Origin of the sequence: Caldanaerobacter subterraneus (assembly GCF_004345675.1) — a bacterium.
Lineage (GTDB): Bacteria > Bacillota > Thermoanaerobacteria > Thermoanaerobacterales > Thermoanaerobacteraceae > Thermoanaerobacter > Thermoanaerobacter subterraneus.
The window spans coordinates 1-14632 of record NZ_SLWU01000038.1; the positions used below are offsets into that span (position 1 = coordinate 1).

Below are 14632 nucleotides of genomic sequence, written 5' to 3' on the forward strand. Positions count from 1 at the left end.
CATAGTGCCTCTTCGCTGTCTCATACTCTACGTGCGTCGTGTTTATTGTTATACCCCTTGCCTTCTCCTCTGGCGCCTTGTCTATCTCGTCATATCCCTTCGCCTGTGCTAATCCCGCTTTCGAAAGTATTAATGTTATCGCTGCTGTCAATGTCGTCTTACCATGGTCTACGTGCCCTATCGTCCCTACGTTTACGTGCGGCTTCGTCCTCTCAAATTTCTGCTTTGCCATCCTCTCTTCCTCCTCCTTTTAGTTTATTTTTTTGCTGATAATATTTGCTCAGCAATATTTTTAGGCACTTCTTCATAGTGATGGAACTGCATCGTGTAAGTTCCTCTACCCTGTGTCTTTGACCTTAAATCAGTAGCGTATCCAAACATTTCAGCCAAAGGCACAAAAGCTCTTATGACCCTAGCTCCAGACCTTGTCTCCATACCTTCTACTTTTCCACGCCTTGCGTTCAAATCTCCTATGACATCTCCCATGTATTCTTCTGGAACTACTACTTCTACTTTCATGATAGGCTCTAAGAGCACAGGGTCCGCCTTCTTCATACCTTCTCTAAAGGCTATAGAACCTGCAATTTTGAAAGCCATATCAGAAGAGTCAACCTCATGGTAAGAACCGTCGACTAATGCTACTTTAACGTCAATCACAGGGTAGCCCCCTAGCACGCCGTTTTGCATAGCTTCCTGTATACCTGCATCTACAGCTGGAATAAATTCTTTTGGAATGACACCTCCAACAATTCTATTTTCAAATATATAGCCCTCTCCTCTTGGAGCAGGTTCCATCTCAAGCCATACATGTCCATACTGACCGCGACCGCCTGACTGCCTTATGAACTTTCCTTCTACTCTTACAGGTTTTGTTATAGTTTCTTTGTAAGCAACCTGAGGCTTACCCACATTGCACTCTACGTTAAATTCCCTTCTCAACCTGTCCACGATTATCTCAAGGTGCAATTCTCCCATTCCAGCTATTATAGTCTGCCCTGTCTCCTGGTCAGTGTATGTCTTGAAAGTTGGGTCCTCTTCAGCAAGTTTTGACAAAGCTATGCTCATCTTTTCCTGAGCTGCCTTTGTCTTTGGCTCAATTGCTACAGAAATAACCGGCTCAGGAAAGTCCATTGACTCTAATAGTATTGGATGATTTTCATCGCAAAGAGTGTCTCCTGTAGTCGTATCTTTAAGTCCAACTGCTGCAGCAATGTCTCCAGTATATACGGCATCAATCTCTTCTCTGTGATTTGCGTGCATTCTCAAGATTCTTCCTATTCTTTCTTTCTTTCCCTTTGTAGAATTTAAAACATAAGAGCCTGCCTTTAATGTCCCTGAATATACTCTAAAAAAAGCCAGTTTACCTACATAAGGGTCTGCCATGATTTTGAAGGCAAGAGCTGAGAAAGGCTCATTGTCATCAGGCTTTCTCTCAAGTTCCTCGCCACCATCTATAGACATACCTTTAACAGGTGGCAAATCTAAAGGAGACGGCAAATAATTCACAATAGCATCCAAAAGAGGCTGTACTCCCTTGTTCTTGTAGGAAGACCCACAAACTACAGGTACAAGTTCTCCATTTATTGTCCCCTTCCTCAAAGCCGCGTGAATTTCTTCTTCTGTTATCTCTTCCCCTTCCAAATACTTTTCCATGATAGTCTCATCTACTTCAGCAATTGCTTCCAGCAATTTTTCTCTATACTCTTCTGCAAGAGGTTTTAAATCTTCTGGTATTTCTGTCTCATCCATAACAGTCCCCAAGTCATCTTTATAAATTATTGCTTCCATTTTTATGAGGTCTACGATTCCCCGGAAAGTATCCTCTTTTCCTATAGGAATTTGAATAGCAACAGGATTTGCACCAAGCCTTTCTCTTATCATGTCTATTACGTTAAAAAAGTCAGCACCTATAACATCCATCTTGTTTACATAGGCAATCCTAGGCACATGGTATTTATCCGCCTGTCTCCACACAGTTTCAGACTGAGGCTCTACTCCCTCTTTTGCAGAAAAAACCGCAACTGCCCCATCTAATATCCTTAAGGACCTCTCTACTTCCACAGTAAAGTCCACGTGTCCCGGCGTATCTATTATGTTAATTTTATGACCTTTCCAGTAACAAGTGGTCGCCGCAGAGGTTATCGTGATACCCCTTTCCTGCTCCTGTACCATCCAGTCCATCGTAGCAGTTCCTTCGTGGACTTCACCTAACTTATGGGTTTTACCAGTATAAAAAAGGATTCTCTCGGTAGTAGTGGTTTTTCCTGCATCTATATGCGCCATTATACCAATGTTCCTAACTTTATCTAAGCTGAAATCCCTTGGCATTTTCTATCCTCCTTTCTTGTAGCTTCCTTCACTACCCCCTATCCTCTCTCTTACCATCTGTAATGAGCAAAGGCTTTGTTTGCTTCTGCCATTCTGTGGGTGTCTTCTTTCTTCTTCACGCTGCCGCCAGTGTTATTAGCTGCGTCTATTATTTCGGCAGCCAGTTTTTCCATCATGGATTTTCCGCTTCTCTGCCTTGCGTACTCCACAATCCATCTAATCCCAAGAGACAATCTTCTTTCGGGTCTCACTTCCATAGGAACTTGGTATGTTGCGCCACCAACTCTTCTTGGCCTTACTTCCAAAACAGGCATTACATTGTTTAAAGCCTCTTCAAAAACTTCAAGAGGATCTCTTCCTGTTTTTTCTCTTATTATATCAAAAGCTCCATAGCAAATTTTTTGAGCCAAGCTCTTTTTGCCATCCCACATTACTTTATTAATTAATTTGGCAACCTTGACACTGTTATATACAGGGTCTGGTAGAACTTCTCTCTTTGGCACCGGACCTTTTCTAGGCATTCTCATCCCTCCTTATTACTTCTTTGGCTTCTTAGCACCATATCTTGAACGAGCTTGCTTCCTGTTAGCAACACCTGCTGCATCAAGGGCTCCTCTTATAATCTTATACCTAACACCAGGCAGGTCCTTAACTCTTCCACCTCTCACTAAAACAACAGAGTGCTCCTGAAGGTTATGACCTATTCCTGGAATATATGCAGTAACCTCTATTCCATTTGTAAGCCTTACTCTCGCTATTTTTCTCAATGCGGAATTAGGCTTTTTAGGAGTTGTAGTCCTTACAACCACACAAACTCCTCTCTTTTGAGGATTGCCCTGCAAAGCTGGAGCAGCAGATTTCTTTTTAACACTTTGCCTTCCAAATCTCACAAGCTGGTTTACTGTTGGCATTATTGCACCTCCTTTTATCTTTCCCCTATTACATCTGCCGCAGTGGCAGCACCTACATCAATACCGCACATCCTGCCAAGCTCTTTCATAGTATCAATGTAAACTATTTTTATACCCTTTTCTTCGCACGCTTCTTTTATCTTTTTGACCACATGCTCTTCTGCATCCTTTGCAATGTACACCTGAGCTACTTTGCAGTTTAACACTGCTTTTAAAGTCTGTTTAGCCCCAACCACCCTTTTGGGAGGGCATTGTTCCGCCATTTGCCTTCCTCCTATCAGGACAGGGGTTTTGACACACTTAGTAATTTTATCATTAAAGATTTTCCCTGTCAACAATGAATTATTCTGACAGGGAAAGCTTTTTGAGCCTCCCCTGTCAGAGAAAATTATTTTACTTAACTACTCGCTTTTGCATCAACAGCCTCTTTTTTAACTTCTTCTTTCTTTTCCTGATCCTCTTTCTTCACCACAGTTATATTCCTGTATCTGGAAAGTCCTGTGCCCGCAGGTATGAGTTTTCCTATTATCACGTTCTCTTTAAGTCCTATCAAAGGATCTACTTTTCCTTTTATTGCCGCATCTGTGAGAACTCTCGTCGTCTCCTGGAAGGAAGCAGCTGACAGGAAGGAGTCTGTCGCTAAAGCTGCTTTTGTGATACCAAGCAATGCTCTTCTTCCTGTAGCAGGCCTCAATCCCTTTTCTATAGCCTTCTTGTTCTCTTCTTCAAACTTGAACATATCTATTAATTCTCCAGGAAGCATTGAGGTGTCTCCTGGGTCTTCTACTTTAACCTTCTTCATCATCTGCCTTATTATTATCTCGATGTGTTTATCATTTATCTCAACACCCTGGAGTCTGTAAACTTTCTGGACTTCCTGCAGCAAATAGCTCTGCACTGCATATATTCCCTTTATCTTGAGAAGGTCATGCGGATTCACTGAACCCTCTGTGAGTTCATCTCCTGCCTGTACCCACTGCCCTTCTTTCACTTTAAGCCTTGACCCGTAAGGTATTAGATACGTCTTAGAAATGTTGTTTTCTTCATCTACCACCGTAATTTCTCTTCTTTTCTTAGATTCATTAATTCTCACAACACCAGATATTTCAGTGATTACCGCAAGCCCTTTGGGCTTTCTGGCCTCAAACAGCTCTTCAACCCTTGGAAGACCTTGTGTAATATCAACTCCTGCAACTCCACCTGTGTGGAAAGTCCTCATTGTAAGCTGCGTACCCGGTTCACCTATGGCCTGAGCAGCGATTATGCCGACAGCTTCTCCAATATTTACTAGCTCTCCCGTAGCAAGGTCTCTTCCATAGCACATTCTGCATACGCCGTGTCTGGATCTGCAGGTCAGAGGAGACCTTATCTTAACTCTTGTAATTCCAGCTTTTTCTATCTTTTCCGCCTCTTCTTCATTTATCATCTCATTTCTTCTTACAATCACATTTCCTTCACTATCTACGATATCTTCAGCGGCAATTCTTCCTATTATTCTATCTGAGAGCTTTTCAATTATTTCATTTCCTTCTCTTATCTCTTCGACGTAAATGCCCTCATCAGTTCCGCAGTCTTCTTCTCTCACTATCACATCCTGACTGACATCTACAAGCCTTCTTGTCAAATAACCGGAGTCTGCTGTCCTCAATGCCGTATCAGCAAGACCTTTTCTAGCACCGTGAGTGGATATGAAGAATTCCAGAACGTTAAGACCTTCTCTGAAGTTAGACCTTATAGGAAGTTCAATGATTCGTCCAGATGGGTCTGCCATCAAGCCTCTCATACCTGCTAACTGCCTTATCTGGTTTTTACTACCTCTAGCTCCTGAGTGAGCCATCATGAATATAGGGTTGAATTTATCTAAAGTTGCCATTAAGGCTTCTGTGACCTTTTCAGTAGTCATATTCCATGTTTCAATGACTTTTTCATACCTTTCCTCCTCGGATATTAAACCGCGCCTGAACTGAGCTTCAATTTTAGCTACCATTTCATCTGCTTCTTTTAGAAGCTTCTCTTTTTCTTTCGGTATTACCATGTCAGAAACGCTTATTGTAATTGCTGCCTTAGTTGAGTACTTGAAGCCTAGCTCTTTTATCTTATCTAAAGTCTCTGCTGTCTTTGTAGGCCCGTGTATTCTATACACCCTATCTAAAATCTTGCCTAGTTTGGATTTGTCCACAAGGTCATTTATTTCAAGATTAAAGGCTGTCTCAGGATTGTTTCTGTCGACAAACCCCAAATCCTGAGGTATCGCTTCGTTAAATATGATTTTCCCTACTGTAGTTTCAATAACTTTGGACTTTTTCTCTCCATTTATTTCTCTTGTCATTTTAACTTTTATTTTCGCGTGGATGTGAATATATCCCAACTGATAAGCCATAAGAGCTTCTTCAGGGCTTGAGAAATACTTTCCTTCACCCGGCACACCGTCTTCATCTGCAGTGAGGTAATAGCAACCGAGCACCATGTCCTGTGTAGGCGTCATAACAGGTTTTCCGTCCTGCGGCTTTAAAATGTTGTTGGCTGCCAGCATCAAAAACCTAGCTTCTGCCTGAGCTTCCATTGAAAGAGGTATGTGAACAGCCATCTGGTCTCCGTCAAAGTCAGCATTGTAAGCAGGACATACCAGCGGATGAAGCTTTATGGCTCTTCCCTCTACAAGAACTGGCTCAAAAGCCTGAATCCCCAGCCTGTGAAGTGTAGGCGCTCTGTTTAAAAGCACTGGATGTTCCTTTATGACTTCTTCTAAGACATCCCATACTTCAGGCCTTACTCTTTCTACCATCCTTTTTGCACTTTTAATATGCTGTGCAAGCCCTTTGTCTACTAACCTCTTCATCACAAATGGTTTAAAGAGCTCTAAGGCCATTTCCTTTGGAAGACCGCACTGATAAACTTTAAGTTCAGGTCCTACTACGATAACTGAACGGCCAGAATAGTCAACCCTTTTACCCAAGAGATTTTGTCTAAATCTTCCCTGTTTTCCTTTGAGCATATCAGAGAGAGACTTCAAAGGTCTATTTCCAGGACCTGTAACCGGTCTTCCTCTTCTGCCATTGTCTATAAGAGCGTCTACTGCTTCTTGCAACATCCTCTTTTCATTTCTCACTATTATATCTGGAGCCCCTAAATCCAAAAGCTTTTTAAGCCTATTGTTTCTGTTGATTACTCTTCTGTAAAGGTCATTTAAATCAGAGGTAGCAAACCGGCCACCGTCCAGCTGTACCATAGGCCTTAAGTCTGGCGGAATAACAGGAAGAACCTCCAAAATCATCCATTCTGGGCGATTGCCAGAGTCTATGAAAGCCTGAACTACTTCCAACCTTCTTATAGCCCTTACCCTTTTCTGCCCTGTAGACTCCTTTATCTCTGCCCTTAATTCTTTGCTAAGTTTTTCCAGATCTATTTCCTGGAGGAGTTCCTTTATTGCCTCAGCTCCCATTCCAGCTCTAAATCTATTTCCATATTTCTCCAAATATTCCCTGTACTCTTTTTCAGAAAGGAGTTGTTTTTTAGTAAGAGGAGTATCCCCTGGGTCAATGACTACGTAAGATACAAAGTACAAAACTTTCTCCAGCGCCCTTGGAGACATATCAAGCAAAAGCCCCATGCGGCTGGGAATGCCTTTCACATACCATATGTGAGCAACAGGGGCAGCAAGCTCAATGTGCCCCATTCTCTCTCTTCTGACCTTGGACCTGGTCACTTCAACACCGCACCTGTCGCACACAACTCCTTTGTACTTCACTCTTTTATACTTTCCACAATGGCATTCCCAGTCCTTAGTAGGTCCAAAAATCCTCTCGCAGAAAAGCCCATCTCTTTCCGGCTTTAAAGTCCTGTAGTTGATGGTCTCGGGCTTTTTCACTTCACCCCGAGACCATTCCCTTATTTTTTCAGGAGAAGCTAGGCCAATTTTTATGGCTTCAAAATTCTTAAGCTTAAACAAGGAGTGTCGCTCCTTTCCTCAATAAATTTTGACTTCACACATCATAGTCGTCATCCATGAACAAATCCTCGCTGTCAATGTCAAAATTATCAGGCTCAAAATCAATATCCTCTGGCAGTTCTTCTGGCTCTTCTTCATATTCTTCTTCGTACACTTCCTCTGGAGGCGCATCTTCTCTTCCTTCAATGTTTATATTAAGCGTAGCATCTGGAACATCATCGTCATCATCTTCAAATTCCTTAATTGGAATTTCCTGTCCATCTTCTGTGATGACTTTTACGTCTAATGCGAGGCTCTGAAGCTCTTTTACAAGCACTTTGAAGGATTCAGGTATTCCAGGCTCTGGTATATTTTCTCCTTTCACTATCGCTTCATAAGCTTTCACACGTCCGGTTACATCGTCAGATTTTACTGTAAGCATTTCCTGCAGGCTATGAGCAGCACCGTAAGCTTCCAGCGCCCAAACTTCCATCTCTCCAAATCTCTGCCCGCCAAACTGAGCCTTTCCGCCCAGAGGCTGCTGAGTGACAAGTGAATAAGGTCCTGTAGACCTTGCGTGCATCTTGTCATCTACCAGGTGATGAAGCTTTAGCATATACATGTATCCAACAGTGACTTTATTGTCAAAAGGCTCTCCCGTTCTTCCATCGTAAAGCTGTACCTTGCCGTCTGGAGAAAATCCGGACTTTGCAAGTAGTTCTTCTATATCCTTCTCTGTAGCTCCATCAAATACAGGTGAAGCTATATACCAGCCCAAAGCTTTTGCCACCAGCCCCAGGTGAGTCTCCAACACCTGACCTATGTTCATACGAGAAGGAACTCCCAGCGGATTCAAGCATATCTGCAAAGGCGTGCCATCTGGCAGGAAGGGCATATCTTCAACAGGCAGTATTCTGGAAATTACACCCTTGTTACCATGGCGACCTGCCATCTTGTCTCCAACAGAAATCTTTCTCTTCTGAGCGACAAAAACTCTTACCATTTGGTTGACGCCCGGAGGCAGTTCATCTCCATTCTCGCGTGAGTACACTTTAACATCTACCACAATACCTGATTCACCGTGAGGAACTCTTAAGGATGTATCCCTCACTTCCCTTGCCTTTTCACCAAATATTGCTCTTAAAAGTCTTTCTTCTGCAGTAAGCTCTGTCTCTCCTTTAGGGGTAACCTTTCCTACAAGTATATCTCCGGCTCTGACTTCTGCACCAATCCTTATTATTCCTCTTTCATCCAAATCTTTCAGTGCATCTTCTCCGACATTTGGAATCTCTCTTGTTATCTCTTCAGGACCTAATTTTGTGTCTCTAGCTTCTGCATCGTATTCCTCTATGTGAATAGAAGTGAGAGAATCATCCATTACCAGCTCTTCGCTTATCAAAATAGCGTCCTCGTAGTTGTAACCTTCCCAGGGCATAAATCCGACCAGGACGTTTTTACCAAGAGCAAGCTCTCCATGGTCTGTAGAAGGACCATCACATATTACCTGCCCTTTCTTGACCTCGTCTCCTTCATTGACAATAGGCCGTTGATTGATGCAGGTGCCCTGGTTTGACCTCTTAAACTTCAATAAATGGTATTCGTCTCTCTTTCCGTCCTTAGTTCTTATTACCACTTTGTCAGCTGTCACCTTTTCGACTATTCCATCATTCTTTGCCAAAATCACTGCCCCAGAGTCAACAGCAGCCTTATACTCCATGCCTGTGCCAACTATTGGAGCTTCTGGTTTTAACAAAGGCACTGCCTGCCTCTGCATGTTAGAACCCATCAAAGCTCTATTTGCGTCGTCATTTTCTAAGAAAGGTATAAGGGATGCAGAAACAGATACTATCTGCTTAGGAGATACGTCCATGAAGTCGACCTCTGTAGGCGGAACACTTATTATCTCTTCTCTTAACCTACATACGACTCTATCATTTATAAACCTGTTGTTTTCGTCCAAAGGCTCGTTCGCCTGAGCTATGATGTACTCATCTTCTTCGTCGGCGGTCATGTACACAATCTCATCTGTTACCGTGCCTGTTGCCTTATCGACTTTCCTGTAAGGCGTTTCTATAAATCCGTACTCGTTCACACGGGCATAAGTAGTAAGGGAGGTTATCAAACCGATGTTAGGACCTTCAGGCGTTTCTATAGGACATATCCTTCCGTAATGGGAATAGTGCACGTCTCTTACCTCAAAGCCAGCTCTTTCTCTGCTAAGCCCTCCAGGACCTAAAGCGCTAACTCTCCTTTTATGTGTAAGCTCAGAAAGAGGGTTTGTCTGATCCATGAACTGTGAAAGCTGGGAACTTCCAAAAAATTCCCTAATAGCTGCAACTACAGGGCGGATGTTTATGAGGTTTTGAGGAGTAACCTCATTAACATCCTGAATTGTCATCCTCTCTTTCACAACTCTTTCCAAGCGGGCAAGGCCAATTCTGAACTGGTTCTGCAAAAGCTCGCCAACAGATCTCACTCTTCTGTTGCCAAGGTGGTCAATGTCATCCACAAAACCAACGCCATGAGTCAAATTCAGCTGGTAGCTTATAGTAGCTACTATATCGTCTTTAGTTATATGCTTAGGAACAAGTTCATCCATCCTATTTTTTATTTCATTCAAAACAGCTTCTTCATCGCTAAAATTATCCAGTATCTCTCTCAAAACCCTAACATTTACCAGCTCTTTTATGTTAAGACTTGAAACGTCGTAAGGCATAGGATATTTGTTTATGTCAACTGTGTTATTCCCAACTACCTTTACTACTTTCCCATCAACTAAAATCTCAACTTCATTTATTCCACAGTTTTGAATCTCTTCAGCTTTCTCCCTTGTAATTTTTTCTCCTTCTTCTACTAATACCTCTCCTGTAATCGGGTTGACAATCCTTTTAGCGCTTTTGTGGTTGGCAATCCTTGCCTTAAGCGCTAGTTTTTTATTAAACTTATAACGCCCCACTTTTGCCAGATCGTATCTTTTTGGGTCAAAGAAAAGGGCATTGAAAAGGCTTCTTGCGCTCTCCACAGTAGGTGGTTCACCAGGTCTTAACCTCTTGTAAATTTCTATCAAAGCTTCCTCTTCAGATTTTGTGGTATCCTTGTCCAATGTAGCCTTTAACTTTTCTTCCTCTCCTAAAAGGTCCAATATCTGTATGTCAGTGTTGTACCCTATAGCCCTTAGCAATACGGTAATCGGAACTTTTCTAGTCCTGTCTATTCTAACATATATAACATCGTTTGAATCCTCTTCATATTCAAGCCATGCACCTCTATTGGGAATGACAGTCGCAAAAATGAGCTTTTTACCAAATTTATCAAATTGCTGGTCATAATATACACCTGGTGACCTGACCAGCTGGCTTACAATTACGCGTTCTGCACCGTTTATGATAAACGTACCTTTGTCTGTCATTAAAGGAAGGTCTCCCATGAAAACTTCAGATTCCTTTATCTCACCCGTTTCCCTGTTTGTAAGCCTTACCTTTACTTTAAGAGGAGCCGCATAAGTTGTATCTCTGTCCTTGCATTCCTCTACAGAGTATTTGGGATTATTTTCCAGTCTATAATCTACAAACTCCAATGCTAAATTGCCAGTGAAACTTTCTATAGGGGAAATTTCCTGAAAGACTTCTTTAAGACCCTCCTCCAAGAACCACTGATAGGACTTCTTCTGAACCTCAATAAGATCTGGAATCTCCAAGACCTCATCTATCTTGGCAAAGCTCATCCTCGTCCTACTGCCCGCTTGTACAGGCCGTACCATCCATTTCACCCCTTAAAAATGTAAATTACCAAAAGTTCAACACTTTTGGATTCGCGCACAAAGACCCTATTATATTTGGTATTATGCACCAACTATCCAAAAATTATACCTTGACAAATAAAAAAGGCCACTATTAATGCAATTTTATATAATAACACAACAAATCTTTTATGTCAACAACTCCCCCATAAAAAATAAGGGCAAATTGCTTGCCCTTATTTTATCTCTACTTTTGCACCAACTTCTTCGAATTTTGCTTTGATCTGATTTGCCTCTTCCTTGCTTACGCCTTCCTTTATTGGCTTTGGCACGCTGTCTACTAAGTCCTTTGCCTCTTTAAGTCCCAATCCTGTTATCTCTCTTACTACTTTGATTACTTTTATCTTGTCGCTTCCTACTTCTTGCAAGATTACATCGAATTCTGTCTTCTCTTCAGCAGGTGCTGCTGCTGGTGCACCAGCTGCTGGTGCTGCTGCAACTGCTACAGGAGCTGCTGCAGAAACTCCAAATTCCTCCTCCAAAGCTTTTACTAATTCAGCTAGCTCTAAAACTGTCATGTTTTTTATGGCTTGCAAAATTTCCTCTTTGCTCATCTTCTCTACCTCCATTCAAATTTTTTTACGCTTCAGCTTGCTTTTTCTCTTTTATAGCATTTAGCGCGTAGACCAAGCTTCTCAATGTGCCAGAGAGCACAAAAACGAGATTTGTGATAGGAGCTTTCATGCTGCCCAAAGCCTTTGCCAGAAGTTCTTCCCTGGAAGGAAGCTTGGCCAAGGCTTCTATCTCCTGGGGAGATACTATCTTGCCGTTCACTATACCTACTTTTAGCTCAAGACCTTTGTGGTCTTTCATGAATTCAGTTAAAATTTTTGCAGGCGCAACAGGATCTTCATACCCAAAAGCTACAGAGGTAGGCCCTTCAAAGTATTTTATGAGGTCATCTCCATAACCTAGCTCTCTTGCTGCAATTGTCATTAGAGTGTTTTTGTAGACTTTGTACTCGGAGTTCGCTTCCTTAAATTTGCGCCTTAAAACTGTTTCATCTTCAACAGCCAGACCGCTGAAGCTGGTGAAAATCACTGTCTGAGCTTTTGACAGCTTATCTTTGAATTCTGCGACGATCTGCTGCTTTTTCTCTCGGCTGGCGCCCACCTTCCCACCTCCTTAAAAATTTAAAAAGGATCCCGTAGACACGAGGATCCCCAGAGGGAATTTATCTTAAAAAACCTCGGTGGGATTTACGTGCAGTACGCACAACCCACTGTCTACGGTCTTTCTCATATTCAATTTCAACGGTGTCTATTATAGCATTAGTCTTTACAGGATGTCAATACGCTTATTCAAATATTCTTGCAGGATTTACTTTAACGCCTGGTCCCATAGTAGAAGAAAGCACTACACTCTTTATATACTGACCCTTTGCAGCAGCAGGCTTAGATTTTATAATCGCATCCATGACAGTTCTGAAATTCTCTAAAAGCTTCTCTTTGCCAAAGGACTTTTTCCCGATTGGAACGTGAATTATACCTGCCTTATCAATGCGGTACTCTATTTTCCCCGCTTTAGCTTCCTTAACGGCTTTTTCAACTTCAAAAGTAACTGTACCAGATTTGGGGTTTGGCATTAACCCTTTTGGTCCTAAAAGTTTACCCAATCTTCCTACAACGCCCATCATATCAGGGGTTGCAATAACAACGTCGTAGTCAAACCAGTTCTCCTTCTGAATTTTCTCCACGAGCTCTTCTGCTCCAACATAGTCTGCGCCAGCTGCTTCTGCCTCTTTAGCCTTTTCACCTTTGGCAAAGACCAACACTTTTACGGTTTTTCCTGTACCGTGAGGAAGTATCACTGTACCTCTCACCTGCTGATCTGCATGCCTTGGATCAACGCCAAGTCTTACTGCTAAGTCAATTGTCTCATCAAATTTGGCATTGGCCGTTTTAAGAACTATATCCATTGCTTCATCACTTGAGTACTGCTGGGTTTTGTCGTAAAGTTTAAGATTTTCCAAATATCTTTTCCCTCTCTTCATCTTAAAGCCTCCTTCGTGGTATTATCGGGCATCTGCCTCCCACTTCACTTTACACAATTTCTATTCCCATGCTTCTAGCAGTTCCAGCAATCATCCTCATAGCAGCCTCTATATCTGTGGTGTTTAAATCTCTCATCTTTATCTCAGCAATCTCTCTTAATTGCTGTTTCGTAATTTTACCAACTTTCTGCTTATTTGGCTGAGGAGAACCAGACTCAATTCCAGCAGCTTTTTTGAGCAAAACAGACGCTGGAGGAGTCTTTGTTATGAAACTAAAGGACCTATCTGAGTATATTGTTATCACAACAGGGATGATAAGCCCTGCGTCTTTTGCTGTTCTTTCGTTAAATTCTTTACAAAAAGCCATTATATTAACACCATGGGGTCCTAACGCAGTACCCACTGGTGGCGCAGGAGTGGCTTTGCCCGCTGGCAGTTGAATCTTCACAACAGCTGCAACCTTCTTTGCCATGACTACACCTCCTTATATGCTATATTTTCTGAAGTTGCACAAGGTCAAATTCAACCGGTGTCTCTCTCCCAAACATTGAAATTAAAACTTTTGCCTTCTGTCTTTCAGGATAAACTTCCTGTACAACTCCTATGAAATTCTCAAATGGCCCAGAAACAACCCTTACTGTGTCCTTCACATTGAGGTCAACAGCCGTAGAAACATCTTTTATACCCAAAGCCCTTACTTCAGCATCCGTCAAAGGCACAGGCTTTGAGCCAGGCCCTACAAAACCAGTTACTCCCCTTGTGTTTCTAACTACATACCAGGTCTCATCTGTCATTATCATCTTCACCAGTACATACCCAGGAAAAATCTTTCTCTCAACCACTTTTTTCTTTCCATCTTTTATCTCTGTAACTTTTTCAGTCGGAACTACAATTTGAAGAATTTTATCCTGTAAATTTCTGTTTTCTATAATCTTTTCCAGATTAGCTTTTACTTTGTTCTCATACCCTGAATATGTGTGGACAACATACCATTTCGCAGTTTCCTTTTCAGACATAGTGAGCTCCGGGGAAAATCCCCAACCTCCTTTAAAATGATTTGAGGATGAGTTTCAATATATAGCTAAAAACAGAATCTACCAAAAAAATAAATATCGTAAAGAGGACCATTACAACGAGCACAATTTCCGTATAAGTTATCATCGTATCCCTTCCGGGCCATGTCACTTTTTTCATTTCTGCCTTTACTTCTCTAAAAAACTTTACAATCTTCCTTCCTTCACCGGCCATTTCCTCACATCCTCTTTATGTTTTGCTTTATTTAGTCTCTCTGTGGAGGGTATGCTTTTTGCAGTGTTTGCAATACTTCTTGAGCTCTAACCTATCCGGGTCATTTTTCTTATTTTTTGTCGTATGGTAATTTCTATTCTTGCATTCAGTACAAGCCAGTGCAATTTTTACTCTCAATTGTTACACCTCCCGGTGATGCGACTACTTAGACAAATTTATCATAAATAAAACTTGTTGTCAATCCTTAAACAAAAATAAATTAACCCAAAAGAAGCCAGGTTTGCACCCGGCTTCCTGTTTTACTCAATTATAGCAGACACGACACCAGCACCAACTGTCCTTCCGCCTTCTCTTATAGCAAACTTAAGCCCTTCTTCCATCGCTATCGGCGTTATAAGCTCTACTCTCAATGTCACGTGGTCTCC

At 41.9% G+C, this 14632-nt stretch carries 15 protein-coding genes and 1 other annotated feature; all 15 genes read right to left on the minus strand.

Features of this window, described 5'->3' with window-relative positions; all coding sequences use genetic code 11:
- A partial coding sequence (locus EV203_RS12095; protein WP_243700697.1) for a GTP-binding protein occupies nt 1–232 on the minus strand: 232 nt, incomplete at its 3' end.
- A gap of 23 nt (nt 233–255) precedes the next feature.
- A complete protein-coding gene (gene fusA / locus EV203_RS12100) occupies nt 256–2328 on the minus strand; it encodes an elongation factor G (RefSeq protein ID WP_011026341.1) in 2073 nt (690 codons plus the stop codon).
- A 50-nt stretch (nt 2329–2378) separates the two neighbouring features.
- Nucleotides 2379–2849 carry a 30S ribosomal protein S7 gene (gene rpsG / locus EV203_RS12105; protein ID WP_011026342.1) on the minus strand — a complete coding sequence of 157 codons (471 nt, stop codon included), beginning with the start codon at nt 2847–2849 and terminating at the stop codon, nt 2379–2381.
- Nucleotides 2850–2864: 15 nt separating this feature from the next.
- Nucleotides 2865–3239, minus strand: coding sequence for a 30S ribosomal protein S12 (gene rpsL / locus EV203_RS12110; RefSeq protein ID WP_011026343.1), 375 nt, complete (start codon nt 3237–3239; stop codon nt 2865–2867).
- 14 nt (nt 3240–3253) lie between these two features.
- The gene (locus tag EV203_RS12115; RefSeq protein WP_011026344.1) at nt 3254–3502 is read right to left on the minus strand and encodes a ribosomal L7Ae/L30e/S12e/Gadd45 family protein; all 249 of its coding nucleotides are present in this window, start codon (nt 3500–3502) and stop codon (nt 3254–3256) included.
- Nucleotides 3503–3636: 134 nt separating this feature from the next.
- The gene (gene rpoC, locus EV203_RS12120; RefSeq protein ID WP_132040790.1) at nt 3637–7188 is read right to left on the minus strand and encodes a DNA-directed RNA polymerase subunit beta'; all 3552 of its coding nucleotides are present in this window, start codon (nt 7186–7188) and stop codon (nt 3637–3639) included.
- 34 nt (nt 7189–7222) lie between these two features.
- Nucleotides 7223–10927 (minus strand): DNA-directed RNA polymerase subunit beta, encoded by a 3705-nt coding sequence (gene rpoB / locus EV203_RS12125; RefSeq protein ID WP_132040791.1) that lies wholly within the window; start codon nt 10925–10927, stop codon nt 7223–7225.
- 215 nt (nt 10928–11142) lie between these two features.
- A complete protein-coding gene (rplL, locus tag EV203_RS12130; protein WP_011026347.1) occupies nt 11143–11520 on the minus strand; it encodes a 50S ribosomal protein L7/L12 in 378 nt (125 codons plus the stop codon).
- A gap of 25 nt (nt 11521–11545) precedes the next feature.
- A complete protein-coding gene (gene rplJ / locus EV203_RS12135; protein ID WP_132040792.1) occupies nt 11546–12079 on the minus strand; it encodes a 50S ribosomal protein L10 in 534 nt (177 codons plus the stop codon).
- Between the two features lie 12 nt (nt 12080–12091).
- Nucleotides 12092–12216, minus strand: a sequence feature (ribosomal protein L10 leader region).
- Between the two features lie 47 nt (nt 12217–12263).
- On the minus strand, nt 12264–12959 hold the full coding sequence (rplA, locus tag EV203_RS12140; protein WP_011026349.1) for a 50S ribosomal protein L1: 696 nt from the start codon (nt 12957–12959) through the stop codon (nt 12264–12266).
- A gap of 49 nt (nt 12960–13008) precedes the next feature.
- Nucleotides 13009–13431 (minus strand): 50S ribosomal protein L11, encoded by a 423-nt coding sequence (rplK, locus tag EV203_RS12145; protein ID WP_132040793.1) that lies wholly within the window; start codon nt 13429–13431, stop codon nt 13009–13011.
- Between the two features lie 19 nt (nt 13432–13450).
- Nucleotides 13451–13975, minus strand: a complete 525-nt coding sequence (nusG, locus tag EV203_RS12150; RefSeq protein WP_011026351.1) for a transcription termination/antitermination protein NusG — start codon at nt 13973–13975, stop codon at nt 13451–13453.
- Between the two features lie 31 nt (nt 13976–14006).
- Nucleotides 14007–14207: a preprotein translocase subunit SecE gene (gene secE, locus EV203_RS12155; protein ID WP_022588780.1), complete on the minus strand. Its 201-nt coding sequence runs from the start codon at nt 14205–14207 to the stop codon at nt 14007–14009.
- A gap of 27 nt (nt 14208–14234) precedes the next feature.
- A complete protein-coding gene (gene rpmG / locus EV203_RS12160) occupies nt 14235–14384 on the minus strand; it encodes a 50S ribosomal protein L33 (protein ID WP_132040794.1) in 150 nt (49 codons plus the stop codon).
- A gap of 122 nt (nt 14385–14506) precedes the next feature.
- The coding region (locus tag EV203_RS12165; RefSeq protein WP_481752974.1) for an EF-Tu C-terminal domain-related protein at nt 14507–14632 on the minus strand (126 nt) is incomplete at its 5' end.